This is a genomic window from Umezakia ovalisporum Ak1311 (genome assembly GCF_029891685.1).
GTDB classification, from domain to species: Bacteria; Cyanobacteriota; Cyanobacteriia; order Cyanobacteriales; family Nostocaceae; genus Umezakia; species Umezakia ovalisporum.
Genome location: NZ_JANQDJ010000052.1, coordinates 14770 through 35231, shown reverse-complemented (window position 1 = coordinate 35231; position 20462 = coordinate 14770). Strand labels below are relative to the sequence as shown.

General features: G+C 40.9%; 9 protein-coding genes. 1 reads left to right on the top strand and 8 read right to left on the bottom strand.

Features of this window, described 5'->3' with window-relative positions:
* Positions 1-77: 77 nt before the first annotated feature.
* A complete protein-coding gene (rpsF, locus tag NWP25_RS09935; RefSeq protein WP_280651405.1) occupies positions 78-413 on the bottom strand; it encodes a 30S ribosomal protein S6 in 336 nt (111 codons plus the stop codon).
* Positions 414-812: 399 nt separating this feature from the next.
* Between rpsF and NWP25_RS09930 the strand changes: the two genes are divergently transcribed.
* Complete coding sequence (locus NWP25_RS09930; RefSeq protein ID WP_280651406.1) at positions 813-1586, top strand: fumarylacetoacetate hydrolase family protein; 774 nt, start codon at positions 813-815, stop codon at positions 1584-1586.
* A 118-nt stretch (positions 1587-1704) separates the two neighbouring features.
* Here the strand turns inward: NWP25_RS09930 and NWP25_RS09925 are convergent, their stop codons facing one another.
* The 7 genes from NWP25_RS09925 to NWP25_RS09895 form a co-directional block, all read right to left on the bottom strand.
* Positions 1705-3192 carry a site-2 protease family protein gene (locus NWP25_RS09925; protein ID WP_280651407.1) on the bottom strand — a complete coding sequence of 496 codons (1488 nt, stop codon included), beginning with the start codon at positions 3190-3192 and terminating at the stop codon, positions 1705-1707.
* Positions 3193-3365: 173 nt separating this feature from the next.
* The gene (gene coaBC, locus NWP25_RS09920) at positions 3366-4610 is read right to left on the bottom strand and encodes a bifunctional phosphopantothenoylcysteine decarboxylase/phosphopantothenate--cysteine ligase CoaBC (protein ID WP_374914107.1); all 1245 of its coding nucleotides are present in this window, start codon (positions 4608-4610) and stop codon (positions 3366-3368) included.
* A 61-nt stretch (positions 4611-4671) separates the two neighbouring features.
* On the bottom strand, positions 4672-4884 hold the full coding sequence (gene isiD / locus NWP25_RS09915) for a protein IsiD (protein WP_280651409.1): 213 nt from the start codon (positions 4882-4884) through the stop codon (positions 4672-4674).
* Between the two features lie 155 nt (positions 4885-5039).
* Positions 5040-5660 carry an alpha/beta hydrolase gene (locus NWP25_RS09910; RefSeq protein ID WP_280651425.1) on the bottom strand — a complete coding sequence of 207 codons (621 nt, stop codon included), beginning with the start codon at positions 5658-5660 and terminating at the stop codon, positions 5040-5042.
* Positions 5661-5702: 42 nt separating this feature from the next.
* Positions 5703-7610, bottom strand: a complete 1908-nt coding sequence (locus NWP25_RS09905) for an ABC1 kinase family protein (RefSeq protein ID WP_280651410.1) — start codon at positions 7608-7610, stop codon at positions 5703-5705.
* A complete protein-coding gene (locus NWP25_RS09900; RefSeq protein ID WP_280699293.1) occupies positions 7585-14349 on the bottom strand; it encodes a type I polyketide synthase in 6765 nt (2254 codons plus the stop codon). The genes NWP25_RS09905 and NWP25_RS09900 overlap by 26 nt, the downstream gene beginning before the upstream one ends.
* Positions 14350-14639: 290 nt before the next feature.
* Complete coding sequence (locus NWP25_RS09895) at positions 14640-20459, bottom strand: type I polyketide synthase (protein WP_280699291.1); 5820 nt, start codon at positions 20457-20459, stop codon at positions 14640-14642.
* Between the last annotated feature and the right edge of the window lie 3 nt (positions 20460-20462).

Here is a 20462-nt window from a genome sequence, read left to right as displayed (position 1 = left end):
AAATTTTTTGAGATTTTCTGTTTTCAGTATTGAGTTTTTACAACTCAAAACTCAATACTGTTTACTCACAACTTTTCCTAGACGGAAACAGCAACCGGCTCTTCTGCTTCTACCTTTTCCTCCTGTACATCATGCTTAATGGTCAAGTAGCGAATCACTTCTTCGCTCAAACGCATAGCACGCTCCACGGGAGCCACGGCACTTCCTTTCCCGGTGTAGTTCATTTGAATGTAAATCCCATCCCGATGCTTTTTAATTTCATAAGCCAGGCGACGTTTACCACGATTTTGAACTTCGATATTTTCACCACCTAGTTCCGTGAGCAAGTTCTTGTATCTGGTAATAGCTTGCTCTACTTGTTCATCTCCCAAATCAGGACGCAGAATGTAAATTGTTTCGTAAACTATGGACATGATTTTTACTCACCTTATGGACAAAGGGCTGCTGATGTGATTTTATACATTACTAGGACAAAATATACTAGCTATAATTAACATCTAAGCAACAAGGAAATATAATTCTACCAGTTTTAAATTTAAATCATCAGCCAAATCAGCCAAATTTGCATCTTCAAAAAAAGCCGCTTTGACGATCCTCAGGGAATCAGCCCAATCACAAAGCAAAAAGCCCTCTTACCACAGCAAAGGCTAGGTGTTCACTGAAGCTATCAACTCAACTAACGGGGTAGTGCAGCTGTACTGACCAAATTCAGATTATAGTTATTAATCTCAGGCCTAAGCCTCTATTACACACTGAAGATTGCTCCCTACTCACAGCTTTTAATCCCAGACAAAAGGATACTAATCAAGGTTATGGCCCAGCGCTTTGTGCGAGTTCAAAATCTAGAAGGCAAGATTTACTATGGATTGCTACAACTATCCCTCAACGTGCAGGTGCTAGATGCTCCACCTTGGTTACAAGGGCAACCCACAGATTTAATTCTTAAACCGGAAAATTACCAAATTCTGACTCCCTGTGCCCCCTCAAAAGTTGTGGCAATAGGCAAAAATTATGCAGACCATGCTCAAGAAATGGGTAGCACCGTCCCAAATGAACCATTAATCTTTCTCAAGCCGCCAACCTCTCTCATCGCCACAGAAACTGAAATCAAATACCCCCCCCAATCCCAACGGGTAGACTACGAAGGTGAGTTAGCACTAGTGATTGGCGATCGCGTCTGTGAATGCACACCAGAAGAAGCCCAAACCAAAATTTGGGGCTATACAATAGCTAATGATGTAACCGCCCGAGACCTACAACAAAAGGATGGTCAATGGACTCGCGCCAAAAGTTTTGACACATTCTGTCCCTTAGGCCCTTGGATTGTCCGGGAATTGAATCCTGGAGCTAGATTGCAGACCTTCTTGAACGACGATGCTATCCCTGTGCAATCTGCCTGTATTGATCAAATGGTTTTTTCGCCGGATGTGATAGTTTCCTATATTAGTGAAATTATGACACTACTACCAGGAGACGTGGTGCTTACCGGTACGCCATTTGGTGTAGGGCAATTACACATAGGCGATCGCATCCGTGTGGAAATTGAAGGCATCGGTCGCTTAGAGAACACAGTCATAAGCCGTTAACTTCCGCTCCCTCAATTTTATACTGGTGGCAATTAATCATCCCGTTAACTCTGACCACTGTAACGTGAGTCCTCTTGCTCCATTAAAATAGACCAGGGTTTAGGGGTGAAGAAAAGCCTCATCCTCCAATTCCTAATCTTCCCGCTACACCGGGAGTTAAAGGTAATAAAGTGGTAATCATTAACAACAGTGCCAATAAACCTAAAGCGGCTCTAGCATCATCTGGTTCGCTGATTTCATTTAAACTAGGGCGTTCCAAATCTCTTTGCAAAAAGAAAATCACCAGTGTCCAGTAAATGGCTAGGGAATTACCAAGGGAAATTAGCCCCAGTAGAACTAAAGTTGCTACAGTGGCTCGTGCTGCGGTTTTGCGTCCATAAATTGCCTGTATAATACGACCACCATCTAATTGTCCAGCTGGCATTAAATTCAAAGCATTGATGACTAATCCCAACCAACCAATGACCACCAGGGGATGGACACTGACAACAGATGATTGTAATGCTGAACCCAGCACAACCCGTGCCAAGCTACCTACTAAAATTGAACCTTGGAAAAACTGATTCGGCAATTGAAATAAACTATCCGGGCGGGAAAGCAGCAAACCGCTAATCAACATTAACAAAGAAATGATACCGCCAGCACCAGGTCCTGCCAAAGCAAGATCAAATAGTACCTTGCGATTGGGTAACAAAGACTCAAAGCGAGTAATTGAACCAAAGGAACCTATTTGCACAGCTGGTAAAAAGAAAGGCCAGCTGATGCGGATTTGGTGACGACGAGCCAATAACCAATGACCAATTTCATGACTTGCCAAAATTGCAAATATCCCAGTACCTATGGGTAAAGCTTCTATATATCGTTCTGGGTTGGCAAATAAATCAAAATTCAACAGCAATCCCGCAGTTTCCAAACAAGTGGCAATTGTTGCCATGAACAGAATCACTGCAAAAGATTTTTGCTGTAATGACATTGGACGCGGATCGTTACGGCTAGGTAAGACAATCACCACAGGTTTACCTTCCCTACCATCCACTAAAAACAGTCGATATTTATCATCTAATTTTTTTTGCAAACTTGCCGTAAGGCGTTTGTGAACTTCTTCTGCTTCCCCACGCATATTACCTTTGAAAATCGCCCCTTCTTGATAGGAGATAGTTTCTGTGGCAAAAAACGTATCAATCCCGAAAATACTTTTAATGGCGGTTAAGTCTCCTTCCGGAATTGGCAATACTGGGATTTTAATTTCCTCAAGCACCACTTGCGGTAAATTCTCTGAGCCTTGTGAAGAATTAGCAGCTAGCCTTTGTGTTGCTCTTTGCTGAATAATTGCATCTTGTCCAGCAGCGCGTAACTGTCTGCCTAAGAAAATGTACAAACCAGCAGAAATTACTACTAAAGTCAATACACCAACTATGTTAATGTAAATTCCGGCAGCAAATAAACCAAAGAACAGCAGCCAGGGAGTCATTAACACCACCGACTGCAACCAGGCTAAAATCCCCAGTTTGCCAAAAGGTCTCGCGCGATAAAAGCCCCAACCTAAAATACCCAAAGCAATTAATAAAATTATCCCAATGATGGGAATCTCTGACGAGGTAAACATTTCCAAACCCAACCCTAAGTGAAAAACCAAGCCCGAATTAGTCAGGTGTTACAGATATTATAAGGAAAAGACTGGAAACCCTTGGGAAATAGCGACGCAATTGAGGTTTTGGTATTTCTTTGACAACTGTGTCCCCAGTACGCTTATGGGTGTTACCGAAGCGCGGCTTAACTTCATAAATTTATATCTGGATTCACCAAGGCCATAAAATCAAATAAATCATGCGCCATTTGCAATTTAGAACTAGGAGGAATTTCCACTTGATTTCCTTGTTTATCCAAGAGCACCGCCTGGTTATTGTCACTACCAAAACCACTATCAGGCTGATCAATGGGGTTAGCAACAATAATATCCAACTTCTTATTTTGCAACTTAGCCATGGCTGGGGTAACAATGTCCCCTGTCTGTGCAGCAAACCCAATTAAAACTTGATGGCGTTGTTTGAGTTGTGCTAGTTCACTAATGATATCTGATACTGGTTCTAAGGGTAAAGCCCGGGGAAGCGATCGCTTGGGTAATTTCTCTGTACTATAATCTCTGGGTTTAACATCTGCCACCGCAGCGGACATAATAATCACATCAGCATTGGGGAAATGTAATTGCATTGCTTGGTGCATTTCCTTCGCACTAACTACGGGTATGGCTCGCACACCTAATGGTACATCCCCACTAGTTGGGCCATGTACTAACGTCACATTTGCTCCTCGATGCAGTGCCGCTTGTGCTAAAGCCAGTCCCATTTTCCCCGTGGACGGATTCCCAATAAACCGCACTGGATCAAGATATTCTCTTGTTCCCCCACCGCTAATTAATACACCCTTACCAATTAAATCTCGTTTACCACCAACGTGCAGTAATGATTGGATATAAGTCAAAATTTCTTGGGGTTCTGCCATTCTCCCCGCACCAATGCGATCGCAAGCCAATAACCCCGATCCTGTACTCATGCCGTGATATCTGACATCTGTTAACAGTTGCTGCCAATTCCGTTGCACTGCCAACTGTTCCCACATATCTGTATTCATCGCCGGTGCCAACAACACAGGACAACTAGAAGCCAGTACAGTACTTGTCAGTAAGTTGTCAGCCATACCATAAGCTAATTTTGCCAATGTATTGGCCGTCAACGGGGCAATTACTAACAAATCTGCCCATTCTCCCAACTCAATGTGCAACGGACGCGAGTGATTTGATTGCCAAAAATCATTATCTGTGTATGCACAATGACGAGAGAGTGTAGCTAAAGTTAAAGGGGTAATAAACTGTTCTGCTGCTTGGGTAAGAATGACTCGAATTTCCACCCCACCTTTAAACAGCCTTGAAACTAATTCACAAGTCTTGTAGGCAGCGACACCGCCACTTACACCAATGATAACCTTTTTTTTCACCTTTGAGATTTGGGGTTGGAGATTTGGCACAGATGAAACTTAGGAGTCAGTAGTTAGGAACAATAACCCTTGACTCCTAATTTTCAAATTTTTATGCTTCGTCGTAGGCTTCTAAATCCAACAGATGGATGTAGGGTTCAACTAACTCAGGACGTTGAAAGGCGATGGCTCGCAAGAGATGCCAATCATTTAAACCCTCAAAAGCATTGCTGTAATTATCTACTTCTAGACGATTAGCCAACTGTTCTACATCTGCCGTGGTCATAGCAGAAATGTTCTTTTTGGAAATGCTTAAAGTTTTCATAATGCTTGCCCCTCCCTTATGCAGAATTTTCACCCAGCATGATTTGAGTTGCGCTTGACGCTGCCACCCAATCTATCTTACTCATTAGAGGATGCATATTTCCGAAAAACTTGCATTTTTTTCTACCATAATTTGCAAAAAATTGCTACCCTGTACTAACCAATGAGATTGCCCACAAAATTGCGTAGCACATCTAACATTTCTAGACCAATTTCATGCCCCATATCAAATTCATGGTATTCCAAGGCAATTCCTAGAGATTCTAAAGTTTCCCGTGCTTTTAAAGCAGCTTGCAGTGGCACAACTTCATCATATTTACCATGCATAATTAACATTGGGGGAAAATCAGTTTTAGCTGTTGTAACTACACCAGGATGTAAATACCCACTCATCACAACTAATCCAGCTAAAGGCAATTTTAGCCCAACATCCAAAGTCATAGCCCCACCTTGAGAAAATCCACACAGAATAGTCCGTGATAGCGGCACACCGGTAGTATTTTCCAAAGATAGCAGCCAATCCATTAGCAATTGCCGACCTTCTTCCAATCCTTCATACATATTTTCTAATCTCAGGTCATACCATGCCCTACCTGCAACAGAATAAGGAAAAGGAAAAGGCGCATTGGGAAATAAAAATTGGTAATTCGGTAACTTGAAAAATGGTAATAAAGATGCAGTATCCCCAGCATTAGCCCCCCAACCATGTAAGCAGACAATTAAACCTGTGGGTAGTTGGGGATGAGAAGGAGGAAGGGAAATAAATTGTAAAGACAGGGTTTTACTCCTAACATTAAGCTCCTAAAGTAGATTCTAACTCTATAAAATCCCTTTGGCTTCATATTCCTTTTTCTCTAAAATAACCGAACAAGCCGACAAACTTCGTGAAATCAAGTTGATTCCCATGAAAATTAAAATCCATTCCAGGTATGGTATGCGTGGAAACTGTGTAGTAATTTCATCAAAAAGAGGATTATGAATGAGTTTAATAATTACAAAATGATGTTGATATAAGAAAATATAGGCTAAAGCGAATCCACTAATAAATGTTGCAGAAGAAACCGCACGTAAAATAGATGCCAGGAAAAGAGCAAACTTGTTAATGCTTCCCTCAAAAGGTATAGTGCGCTCTCGTAGTTTTGGAAGAATTAAGTTGTTATATTCATCCACAGCTCCAAAAAACTCATTTATGGATTTGGCAATAGTTTCAAAACTAAAACTCTGAATTAAAGCACGGCTCTGCGCCTCTTTATTGTACCTTTTTATCAGCTTCAAGGCGCTAAAATTTGGTATCAGATATTGAAGAGATCCGTCCAAAGTTAAAAGAGATCTACTTACTTTTAAAAATCCCCAGTTGCTGGGAACATTATATTTAATAGAAACTTTGCTAATTTCACTAGTAGCTCCACCCAGGGATTTTTCCTTGTAGGATAATCCATCCAGTCGGGATTTACTTGCCCAATCTTCAATTGCAGTTGCCATTTCCGCACGTACTCTAGATATGTTCACCCTTGGAATATCTACTGCAAAACGGATAATATAATCAGCTGCTTTAGGAAAATCTTCTCTCGCAAGTGCATTATTGTAGTTTAAATAATTATTCCTCAAGTCTTTATCCAGAGAGCCAACACTTCCCAAGTCAATGAGTACAAATTTACTATTACGCAACAAAAATATATTACCTGGATGGAGATCCGCATGATATAAATTATCTTCAAATATTTGTCGGAATAATGATAAAAACAAATTTTCTCCCAACTTTTTACGGTTTACCTTATTTTCTTCATCCCATTTTTTTACTTTGGCAGGGTCATTATTTAAAGCCTGAATGTAGTCAGCCATTAATACACCAGGAATATACTCCATCACTAAAATCCGACGCTTGGAATATTTTTTGTACACTGAAGGAGTATAAACACCATGTTCTCTGAGAGTTTTTTTCATCCGTTCCATATTGGATGCCTCATATCGGTAATCTAGCTCCTCAGTAAATATTTTTTCCACTTCTAATACAGCTTCATCGAACCGCAAATATTTGGCAATATTTAAAAATTGCAATGAATTTGCGAAAAGTTTAATAACTTGTAAATCCCGTCTGAAAGCATCCTCCAAACCGGGACGTTGAATTTTAACTATCACAGGCAACTTGTTTTTAGACAAAACGGCAGTATGAATTTGAGCAATGGAAGCAGCAGCTAAAGGTTCTTCATCAAAAGATTCAAAAACTTTATCCATCGGCACACCCAATTCTGCTTCAATAGTTGAGCGTACTAATTCCATTGGAAACCCAAGAGCCCCATATTGCAGCCGTATTAATTCATCACATACTTCATCAGGAAACAAGTCTGTTCTTAATGCTAATAATTGGCCTGTCTTCACCCATAAACCACCTAAATCTTCAAATATGTCTCGCAATTCCACTGCTGTTTTTTGAATATCCGCTTTTCCTGTAAATCTGCGGAATAATATCCCTAAAAAATAAATTGCAAATCGCCATATCACATACACGATTGAAAACCGACGATTCTTAAGTTGTTCAACTATTGGTACTTTTTTCCGGTCTTTCTTTTCAACCAGTGGCGTGGGAATATACTTTTTTTTAAGCGTTTTCCGCTCTTTTTTTTTAACAAATTGGGTGGGAATATATTTTTTCATTTGTTTAACAAGGAGTAAGTGCAAAGAAAACCAAAAATCACAAATACTAAGATAAGGAATTTGCCAGTTCAATTAGCTTTACTAATTGAGAAGCAGCTTCGATGTGGAGATTGTGTCCTCCGTCAACAAAGACCCGTTTTGCTAGAGCCATTGCTGTTTGTTGTTCTTGTAAATCTTCTGGACGATTCAATTTACTGTTATTCCCATAAACTAATGTAGTTGGAATTTGAATATGTTTGAGCATTTCTAGATATTCGGATCTACCTCCATTAAAACTATTGAAACTTAGGGTAGAGCGAGTGCGAAGAATTGAGTCCCAAGTCCAGATTACTCCTTCTTCCCAGGGTTGTGTAATTCGTTCAGCTAAAATGTAAGAAAATTCTTTTGACAAAGCAGGTGTAGCTTTACGCAGTCTCTCAGCAGCAGTTGCTACATCTGGGAATGTTGGATGTTTTGGTGAAGAGGTAGAATATTCTAAAAAAGTTGTTAGTTGATTAATTGCCTGTTGTTTGTTTTCATAAGAAGGTAGTGGAGGTTCCACTAGCATCAAGGCTTTGAATTTTTCAGGCCTTACACTAGCAATCATTGCGGCTAACATTGCACCCATAGAATGCCCTACAAGAAACAAAGGTTCCTCCGGTAATTCCTGAATTACTCTATCTATTTGAGCTAAAAATGTTAGAGAATTATAGGCGGTTACCATTTTCAAATGACTTGAGCGTCCATGGCCAAATAAATCTGGAGCCACTACCCGATAACCTTTTGCAACCAAAGGTTGTGCCACTTCTTGCCAAGCCAAACCTTGTTCCAAAATTCCATGAATACACAGTATTACAGGGTTATTTTCAGAACCCCAACTACAGAGACAAATCTCATTTCCTCTCAACTCCAAAAACTTTTCATCCATGAGCAGCTCTTTCTTCACAAGATTTAAAGAAACTTGGGTTTCCTTTTCTTCTGTCTTACTATTTGCAACTGTGTCCATGGAGTTAGGCAATTCATAATTGAATTGTCTAACAAGTTCCCGGGTTTGTTCTCCTAATCTATGGGGTAATTGAATGGTTTTCCATTTGTCTCCTAAACTAAAATCAACAGCATTGTGTTTCAGAAAATTGGGATCGCTAATTGATAGTGAGTTTTGATAAATACCTTCAGTCATCCGATTTCCTTCATAAGGATGCAAAAGTTTTGTATCAAAATCAATATTTAAAAAACTACACAGTTCTGATAACGTCTTAGACGGTTCCTTTACCAATTGTTCATAGATAATCTGGTGGCGGCGTTGTGTTTCTATGTGATCTAAAAAATCGAGGATGTTCTGGTTGCTTTTTGTCCACACCTGCTCTGCAACCTCATAGGGATTATCATCACCTAAACCTGCCATTTTTTGCATCCGCATACGCACAAATGATTCAATCACTGAGTAGGGATGGCGAACTAAATGAATGTATTTGGAATTGGCAAATATAGCTTCTCCTCGTTCTAAAATACTGCGATTTACAGCATAAGAAGGAGATTTATCCACTAACATCCGGGGGCTGATATTTTCCTGAAGCCTCTGATATACCTCTTTAATGGATAAATTCTCCAATTCCATATTTTTAATCAAAGCCTGACTAGCTGTTGCATCTAAATTTTCAATTTCCATCAAGGCTTTTTGTAGTCCCTCACCCAAGTGGGAAAATTTAAGTTTTTCTTCTCGCTCCCTCATGTTACTAAAGGCTAACAGATGCAGTTCTGGAGGAGAAAATAAGTGAGGATGGCCAGCCAGCATTACCCTCAGCAAGGTTGAACCAGACCTAGGACTAGAAAGTATAAAGATAATTCCAGGGAGGCGTTGTGAACTGGAAGTGAGGGGAGAATTAAAACTCGATTTTGTCTCGAATACTTCCAAAGTCTTGGCAGATGATTGACTTGAATTGAGAGTAATACTTTTTTTTCTCAGTTCAACACTTAAATATTCAGTTAGAGAATCAATTCTAGGTCGTTCATAAAATTCTCTGGGGTAAATTATAAAGTCCAAATCACGACTCATCTGATTTACCACTTCCATGGTCATAAGAGAATCCATACCAATTTCCATGAGATTACCATGGGTAGGAATATCTGATAATTGAGTTTTTAGGGTTTTTGCCACTAGAGATTGTAGATAAATTCTCAAAATCTCTTGATGTTCAACTTCTGGTGCAGCTTCTAATTTTTCTAAAATACTTTGTTCTTGCTTTTGTTTTAGTCTAGATTGTCGTTGTGATTCTTCCGTCCCTAAAAGGTGTAAAATTAATGAACTCGGATTTCCTAAACTCCATTCTTCTGCTAAAACTGACCAATCTACAGACATTACCCCCACTTGTGATGGAGATGGACCAAGTAAAATTTGCTCTAATATTTGTAATCCTTGTTTTGGAGCAATAGTACCTACACCAGATGTTTTCATCCGGTTTTGATACTGGCTATTTACCCGAGTAGCCATGCCACTTTTAGACCATGCTCCCCAGTTAATGCTTAATCCAGGCAATCCCAGCTGACGACGATAATGAGCCAGCCCATCCAGAAATGCATTAGCAGCAGCGTAGTTTCCTTGACCCGGGGAACCCAACAAGGCAGCCGCGGAGGAAAAGCAAACAAAAAAATCTAGTAACAGGTGTTGAGTAAATTGATGCAGATACCAAGCCCCCTTGACCTTGGGTTTCATCACCTGAGTAAAACGTTCCCAATTCAGTTGCTGTATCAGACCATCATCTAAGATTCCGGCTGCATGAATTACCCCTCGTAGTGGAGGTAAAGATGTTTGAACCTCCTCTAGGATTTTAACTACATCTTCTTCAACAGATATATCTCCAGAAAATACATAAATGCTAGCTCCTGCTTTCTGTAGCAGACCAATTGTTTTCTGTATTTCCTCAGAAGGGTGAGTGCGACTGATTAAAACTAAATGTTTGGCTCCTTTGGATACCATCCATTCCGCTGTTTGTATTCCTAAAGCTCCTAAACCTCCGGTAATCACATAAGTAGCATCAGACTGCAATGATAAAGAATTAAATTCACCTAGTGTTTGTTTGACTAAACGAGCTACGTATGCTTTATTATCCCGTAGGGCTAGATTGTCTTCTTTGTGGTTTTCCCTTAGTAGTTGTAGTAGTATTTCTGCTTCATTATCTGATTCTTGTGCATCTAAATCTACCAAACCACCCCACAATTGTGGATATTCAAAAGCAATCACTCGACCTAATCCCCACAAAGATGATTGGGTGATTGCTATTGGTTTTGTCTGTGATAAAACAGGTTGAGATCCTCTAGTAACTAGCCAGATTTGCAGATATCCCCATTCTGCCATCACTTGAGTATTGTTCACTGTAGTTAATTTGCTTTGGTAGACAACTAAAGCCTGTAATATATGCAATAGGCTACCGCATCCCCAAAGTTGTGCTTCCTCTAAAGCGGAAACTGTTAAATTATTTTGATAACCAGTGTCTAAGCTCCACAGATGAATGATTTTTTTTAAGGGTAAGGTACTTGTTTTACCAATTGCTTGATAAATTTTTTCAAATTCTTCAGAATGGGCGGGATTAACTTGATAAATTCCTGCTTCAAGGTTTTGGTAACTATCTGCTCGATAAACTAAACTACATTCATGTCCTTGGTTTTTTAGTTGAGTCATCAGCTTTTTCCCTAGCCCTGTTGAGTCAGCAAAAATTAACCAATGGCTAGGTTCAAAAAACTGTTTTTGTTCATGAAGATTTAAAGGTTCCCACTGGACTTCATAGAGCCATTCTTTGATAATATTTATTTCTGGTTCTTCCCGGTATTGTTCCGCTAGTAATCCTAATAAATTGGGTAGTAATTTTAGCTGTTCCGGTGAGAATTTTCCTGATTTTTCAAATTGTTGAGTTAACTTTTCTGTATCTCCTTGGTTGAGTAAATTAACAAGAGAAGTAATACCATTTGTTGTTTCAACAAACGAGAGTTTTTCTAGATTTTGGATTGGTTCTCTCGGATAAAGCTGCCTTTGAAAGGGATAAGTTGGCAACATTACTTTGTGCCGAGTATAATCTTGATCAAAACCCGACCAATTTATCCTAACTCCCTGTACATACAACTCTCCCATACTAGAGAGCATTTCTTGCCAATCATTAGCGGTTGAACGCAAAGAAGGCAACCACAAACTTTGATTTTCCGGTAAACATTGACAACCCATTCCCAGAAGTATGGGTTTTGGCCCGATTTCCAAGAAGATTCTACACCCATGTTTATCTAATGTTTCCATACTTTGGGTAAATCTCACAGGTTGGCTAATATGATCTACCCAGTAGCTATATGTCGCAATATTTTTATCAACTAATTCCCCAGTTATATTAGATACTAAAGGAATTTCAGGCTGACGGTAGGTGACTTGTTGAGCTAATGCTGCAAATTCTGCCACCATGGGTTTCATTAGTGGTGAGTGAAAAGCATGGGATACTTGTAAGGGTTTTAACTTAATTCCTTGAGATTCTAAAATATTACAAATTATACCAATAGCCTGACTTGCCCCTGAAATTACTATACTTTCCCTCCCGTTAAAAGCAGCAATTGTTACTTGTGAAGCATAAGGTGCTATTACTGCTTTCACCACATCTTCCGATGCAACTACTGATACCATTTCACCATCCGGGGGTAAGTTTTGCATTAACCTTCCCCTAGTTGCAATCAGTTTGAGACCATCTGCAAGACTGAAAACTCCCGCCACAGTTGCGGCAACATATTCTCCCACACTATGACCCATCACTACATCGGGTTCAATTCCCCAAGACTTCCATAACTGCACTAGGGCATATTCAACAGCAAACAAAGCCGGTTGAGTATATGCTGTTTGATCCAGAAAGTGGGATTGTCCTTCTGTTTTTGTAGGCGGGTAAAGCACTTCTAACAAGGGGATGTTTAGCTCACATTTGAGAATGGAAGCACATTCTTCTAAAGCTTGACGAAATCTGGGTTGAGTCTGGTACAATTCATATCCCATTCCCACATACTGGGAGCCTTGACCTGTAAACAAAAAAGCAATTTTTGGTTGACTATTGTTGTGGGTAATTTTACCACAGAACATTCCTGGAATTTCAGTATTTCTATTCCTAGCTTCTGTCAATTGTTGTATATTTTGTACTTGCTTCAATTTTGCCTTTAGTTCTGCTGTGGAATTAGCTATGACAGCAAGACGATAAAGAAAATGAGAGCGTCCAGTATTAGCGGTATAGCATATGTCTTCTAGTGTTTGTTGACAGTCAATTTCCAAATGTTTGTAGTAAGAACTGGCTAAGTCTTCTAGGGCTTGGGGAGTTTTTGCTGATAGTGTTAGTAGATGAATGGGTCGCTCCAAAGATTCTTTAGTGTCGGCTTTTAAATTTGCAGTTGTCAATTGTTCTGGAGCTTCTTCTAAAATTAAATGCACATTGCTACCGCTCATACCAAAGGAACTTACTCCTGCTAGGCGCGGTTTTTCTCTCCGGAGCCAAGGCATTGTTTTCGTGGGAATTACTACGGGAATTTTATCCCAAGGAATGTAAGGATTAGGTTCAGTAAAGTGCAAATGCCGTGGTATTTGCTGATGGTAAAGTGCTAGTACAACTTTGATCAGAGATGACACACCGGCGGCTGCTTCCAGATGTCCGAAGTTGGTTTTCACCGAACCAACCACTAAGGGTTCATTGTCAGGGCGATTATGTCCATACACTGCTGCTAGGGACTCCAGCTCAATGGGGTCACCTAAAGTAGTACCAGTACCATGAGCTTCTACATAGCTGATTTGATGCGGCTCCACCCTGGCATTTTGCAGCGCTTGTTGGATGACTTCCTTTTGAGCTTTTTTATTCGGTACAGTTAAACCACCGCTAGGTCCATCGTGGTTGGTAGCCGATCCCCGAATTATGGCTAAAACTGAATCACCATCCGCTATGGCATCACAGAGACGTTTGAGAACTACCATTCCACATCCTTCTCCCTGACCATAACCATCTGCGGTAGCTGCAAAAGTTTTGCAACGACCGTCAGGAGCTAGGGCTTTCATCTTGCAACGAGTTAGAGTATTTGCGGGTGAGAGAATCAAATTAACTCCCCCCGCCAAGGCAAGATTACATTCTTTTAAACGCAAACTTTGACAAGCCAGATGTACAGCTATTAACGAGGAGGAACAGGCTGTATCTAACTGAATATTAGGTCCTTGTAAACCTAATAGATGGGAAATTCGACCTACTGCTACACTACGGGCACCGCCTATACCAGTGTAACCATCCACAGAAACAACGTTTTCTTCGTCTTTGTTTAATTGGGTAATTAATTTGACAGCTGCGTTAAATATTTGGTTAGATACATGATCATCTGTACAAATACCCACATAGACACCAGTTCGACTGTTTCTCAACTTATTTGCTGCCAGTCCAGCGTTTTCTAGAGCTTCCCAGGTAATTTCTAAAAGTAATCTTTGCTGGGGATCTAAACTGGCTGTTTCCCGAGGCGACAAGCCAAAAAATTGAGCGTCGAATTTGTCAATTGCTTGAATAAAGCTACCGTTACGGGTGTATCCTTTTAAAGGAGCATTAGGGTCTGGATCATAGTAAGCATCAATATCCCAACGGTCTAGTGGTATTTCTGTAACAGCATCCACGCCGTCATGCAATAAACTCCATAATGAAGCAGGGTCATTGGCATTTCCAGGAAATCGACAACCCATGCCAATAATAGCTATGGGTTCCGTTTTTTCTTTATCAACTGCTTCCAATTTATTGTGAACCTGCTCAAGAAGTTCAAATAACTGTTGGGATGAAAGAGGTTGATTCACCTATGATCTCCTTTTCAAAAAAATGGGGTTCAAAATCTAGCCATTTTAGGGGGAATTTGTATCAACTCGTAAATATATTGTTAACTATTAATACAGAGGAAACAAGGGATACTTTTGAGCTAGAAATTCCTTGCGGTCAATGGCACTCTTAAAATCAATAACTAGGCTATAGTCTGTCGTAATTTACACTTGGGGAATAGTTCCGTTAAGTGGAACATCCCCATCAGTGTAATTCGGGCTAGATATGAAGATCTCAGACCAAAGCTGAGTTTACTCGATAAAGAAAAGTATTAAATATCCTTATTGAGTAGATTTTGGATCTGTTTAAATTTTTCTGCGATCGCATCTGTCCCTGGGTCTGGGGAGATAGCGGCCTTGTCTTGGGGAACCACCGCCGGCGGTTGTGGCTTACTATTGTCGGAACTATCAACCGTCATCTCTAGTTTTGTTGCCAAAACCTCTGTGATTATATACTCAGCCAGGGACTCAATATTGGAATATTCAAACAGAATTGTCGAAGAAACGGAACAATCTAAGTTGCTTTGCAGTAGATTTCTCAACTCTAAAGCCAGCAAAGAATCCATCCCCATATCAAAAAATCCTAGCTGTGGATCTAAGGTGTCAGAGTCCGGGAATCCCAATAATTTACCCACAACACTTTGGAGATAATTCACCATCATTTCTGGGCGATCGCTGGATTTAGATACCTTCAGTTTTGCCAGTAGCTCATTGGTTTTCCCTTCCTTGGCTACCGATTGGAAATCGATAAATGCTTCCAATACAGGCATCTTCATTCCATCTGGCAATTGGCTGACAAACTGAGGCCAGTTTACAGGAAACACACCCACTAAGGTTGCCGATTGGGCCAACAATTGATCTAAAATTTGTAACCCTTGTGCCGGAGGTATGCTACTCATACCCAAGGAGCGAATCCGGTTTTGGAACTGATCTGCCAACCGCGCCGCCATACCTCCTTGTCCCCAAGCACCCCAATTAATGCTCAATCCTGGTAAACCAAGCCATCGCCGATAATGAGCCAAACCGTCTAGAAAAGCGTTCGCAGCCGCATAATTACCTTGACCAGTTGAACCTAACAAAGATGCTGCAGATGAAAAACAAACAAAGAAGTCCAAAGACAAATCCTGAGTTAAGTCGTGCAGATGCCATCCCCCTTGAATTTTTGGGGCCATAACTTTTGTAAACCGTTGCCAGCTCATTTGTTGTAGTACCCCATCATCCAATACTCCAGCAGCATGAATCACACCCCGCAATGGTGGTAGGGATGTCTTGATTTGTTCCACAATTCTAGCTGCATCTTCCTTAACAGCAACATCGCCCAATACCAGGGAAACCTCCACTCCAGCTTGTTCTATTTGAGTAATGGTTTGTTGTGCCGTCTCCGAAGGTTTGCGCCGTCCCGTCAATACCAAATGTTTAGCACCCTTACCTGCCAGCCACTTAGCCAACTGGAGTCCTAAAGCCCCCAGTCCACCAGTAATTAGGTAACTGCCTTCAGAAATAATGGTAAATTCTTGCTCCTCTTCAGTGCTTGTCTGCTGTGGTCGTCGTACCAACCGGGCCACCAAACCCTCACCCTGACGATAAGCAATTTGGTTTTCTTCTTGTTGAGACATCAGTTCTTGATGTAGCAACTTCGCCAAATCTTCAGCTTCAGTGTTTGGTTCCAAGTCAATTAACCGACATTGTAGTTCTGGATGCTCCAGAGCCACTACCCGACCTAAACCCCAAACTGGTGTTTGTTGTACCTCCACCGTCTCAATATCCCCACCCACACTCATTGCACCTTGGGTTACTACCCACAGGGGCACTACCTGTTTCTGTTCAGTCTGTACCAGGGCTTGTACCAAATGCAACAGACTAGCACAACCATATTCCATGGCTGTTTCTAACTGACTGTTAGTTGTTAGTAGAGACCACAGATGAACAATTCCTTGCAATTGTGAATTTTCAGCACTAATTTCAGTTATTAGACGCTTAAATTCTTCCGGAGCAGTGGGGTTAAGTTGATAGTGTTTTTTACCTATCTGCTGATAATTTAAACCAGGAGACACTAAAGTACAACCTGCACCCAATTTTTTCACCAATTCTTCAGCCAAAGCCCCCGGTTCTACAAATACTAACCAGTTTCCCGTTGTCTGCACTCGAGTAATTGAGTGTTTTTGGGGTTGCCATTCTAGTTCATAGAGCCAACGCTGGGGTGTTACCTCTGAGTAAGATAACAATTGAGCTAGGACTTTTTGATTCCACTCAGCTATTTGCTCCTTAGATAACTGTTGTTGTTTTTGTGCTGTCAGCAACACATAGCTAGCTATCCCCTTACTCAGAACCTTACCTAATTGGTAGTAAGACTTAAATCCAGCTTTAACATTTTCGTCTCGATTTCTTTGATACAACTCTTCCAAACGTTCTTCAAAATCTGGATCGTACAAAAAGTTGGATATTTCTGGACTTACATCAATAGCTGCCACCAATTGGAGATGATTTTCAGATAGTAACTCTACCCACTCCGACTTAGTAATAAAGTAAGAAGAAGTTTCCTGATGATCAATAGCAAAGTCACTATTCGAGATAAAATCTGCTAACACTAAATACCCCTGTTGGTTCAAATGATTACCAATATTGGTAAATAATGATTTTTTATTTAGAATGTGGTGAGCCACCTCAAACCCAAATACCAAATCATAGTCATCAGGGAACTCATCTTTGGCGCTATCTCGATTAAATATTTTTACCCGTTCTTGTAGTTGCTTTTCATCAACTTTTATACTGCCTAGCTTGGCTTGTTCGCTAGAAATTGTATATCCATTCAATTGCAGATGCTCATACTTTTGAGCTAGCTGAATTAAATCTGAAGCATATCCGCAGCCAAAGTCCAAAACTTTTTGGCAAGATGAAAAGTCTACTTGAGCAAATAATAATTTTCTCAAATCTTTTTGCGACTCAACAATCATTTGGCGAGATTGTTCTTGATTTGGTTCTGTCAAACATTTAATCCAAGAAAAACCGGGAACTTTTTCAGGGAATAAACCAAAAGTTAAGAATGCTGAATCAGACCTTGCATCTGCCTGATTTCCAGCTTGTTCTTGACCCAAGATTGCTACGGCATTGTAATATTCATGAACTATACCGCCTTTAAATTCCAGGTAATTTTGTTGTCGTTTAACCAAAAGTCCCAGTAATTTTGGCAGTAATTGCCGCTCCTGTGCAGTCAGTTCTCCTGCCAATTCCAATTCCTTCGCTAAACCATCACTTGCACCTTGATTGAGTAATTCCACAATTGGTGTCGAGACATTTTTATCCTCTGGTTTAGATTCGGTTTCCTCCATATCCCACCAGTAACGTTGCCTTTGAAATGGATATGTTGGCAATAGTACTTTACGCCGCAGATAATCATGATCAAATCCCAGCCAGTCTATAGCCACTCCTTTGGTATATAACTGTCCTAAACTTGAAAGTAGTTGTTGCCAATCTCCTTGGGGTGGACGCAAGGAAGGCAACCATGTACTGATTGTGTCTTCCGGTAAACATTGACGGCCCATGCCCAGGAGTATGGGCTTAGGCCCAATTTCCAGGAATAATTTGTATCCTTCCCGGTGCAAAGTTTGCATACTTGCACTGAAATGCACAGGTTGGGTGATGTGCTGTAGCCAGTATTCTGCAGTGGTGATGTTTTCTGTTCCCTGCTGTCCTGTGACATTAGAAATTATGGAGATTAGCGGTTGATTATAGGTAACTTCTTTGACTACAGTTTCAAACTCCGCCAACATTGGTTCCATCAGTGGAGAATGGAAGGCATGGGATACCTGTAGAGGCTTGGTCTTGATTCCCATTTGGCCCAAACTGGAACAAATTTCCTGAATAACTGCTCCTGCACCAGAAATCACAATACTGTCGGGGCCATTAATAGCTGCAATAGCTACCTTGTCTGTATAAGAAGCAATTACCTCTCTCACCTGGGACTCTGATGCTAATACTGATACCATCTCTCCACCAGTGGGTAACTGTTGCATTAACCTACCCCTAGTGGCAATCAATTTCAATCCATCTTCCAGGCTAAATACTCCCGCTATCGTTGCTGCCACATATTCCCCTACACTATGGCCCATAACTACATCTGGGTTAATGCCCCAAGATTGCCACAATTTAGCCAAAGCGTATTCCAAAGCAAAGAGGGCAGGTTGGGTATATGCAGTTTGATCTAAAAGTGAGGAATTGTCAACCGATGCTGTTAACTGTGGATATAGCACAGATAACAAGGGTTGCTCTAAATAACGTCCCAGGATTTCATCACACTTGTCCAATATCTGACGAAAAGTGGGTTGAGTTTGGTATAGTTGCAAACCCATATTTACATACTGACTACCCTGACCTGTAAACAGAAAAGCTACTTTGGGTGAACTCGTGTTGTTAGAGACTTGACTAGAAAATAGTCCTGGAACTTCCTGACCTGCTGTGAAATCCTTCAGTTTTGTGATTAGTTCACTTTTATTAGAGCTAATCAGTGCCAGTCGATGATGGAAATGAGAGCGCCCCGTGTTCCCCGTGTGGCAGATATCTGCTAGTTCTAATTCCGGATAACTCTCTAGATGATGAGTATAATTAATAACTAGCTCTTCTAGAGCCTTGCCAGTCCTCGCTGAGAGAGATAGTATATGCAATTCACGCTCTAAAGATTTTTCAGCACAGGCTGGCTTTGGTGCTTCTTCCAAAATCATATGCACATTTGTGCCACTAATACCAAAAGCACTAATACCTGCTATTCTCGGCTGACTGCCTACATTCCAAGGAGTTGCAGAAGTTGGAACTACTATGGGAAGTTGATGCCAGGGAATATGGGGATTAGGTTTGTTGAGATGCAAATGGGGCGGTATCTCTTGATTCTGAAGGGATAACACAAGTTTAATCAATCCTGAAATTCCCGCCGCCGCTTCCAAGTGTCCAAAATTGGTCTTAACTGAACCAACAACCAAGGGTTGATTGATGGGGCGGTTTTTGCCATAAACTGCTGCCAAAGCCTCCAGTTCAATGGGGTCTCCCAGAGATGTTCCCGTACCATGAGCTTCCACATAGCTCACCTGATGAGCCTCCACTCGTGCATTTTGCAGCGCTTGTTGAATGACTTCTTTCTGGGCTATTTTATTGGGAACTGTCAAACCACTGCTAGGTCCGTCATGGTTGACAGATGAACCTCGAATCAGAGCTAAAATTGTGTCTCCATCAGCAATAGCATCAGAAAGACGCTTCAGCACTACTATCCCGCATCCTTCTCCTTGACCATAACCATCTGCGGTAACATCAAAAGTTTTGCACCTTCCATCAGGAGCTAAGGCTTTCAATTGACAACGTCCGATAGTACTGGCAGGCCAAAGAATCAGATTCACTCCCCCAGCCAAAGCGAGATTACATTCTTTAGTACGCAAACTCTGGCAAGCTAAATGCACAGTTAGTAATGAAGAAGAACAGGCAGTATCCAACTGGATATTTGGCCCTTGTAAACCGAGGAAGTGAGAAATGCGGCCCACAGCCATACTTCTGGCATTACCAGTTCCAGAATGACTATCAACTAAACTCAGTTTTTCCAGATTTAAAAACCGTTGGGCATAGTCATCTGTGCAAATACCTACATATACACCTGTCTGGGTGTTTTTGAGTTTTGTGGGTGTTTGTCCAGCGTTTTCTAAAGCCTCCCAGGTTACTTCTAAAAGCAGCCTTTGTTGAGGGTCTAAACTTACTGCTTCCCTGGGAGAAATACCAAAAAACAAAGGGTCAAACTGGTCTACTTGTTCAATGAATCCACCTTGTTTGGTGTATGTTTTCCCAATTGTTCCGGGATTGGGATCATAGTATTTATCAACATTCCATCGGCCAGATGGTATTTCCCTTACCGCATCAATACCTTCATGTAATAGCCGCCAGAAGGAAGAAGGATCATTAGCATTACCCGGAAATCTGCAACCTAAACCAATAATTGCAATAGGTTCACTTTTTTCTTTGTTAAGTGATTCAAGTCTATTTCGCATCTCTTTGATAGTTTGAAGCACTTGTTGAGAAGAAACAATTTGTGGTTCTGTTTCTGAATTAATAGTCATTTA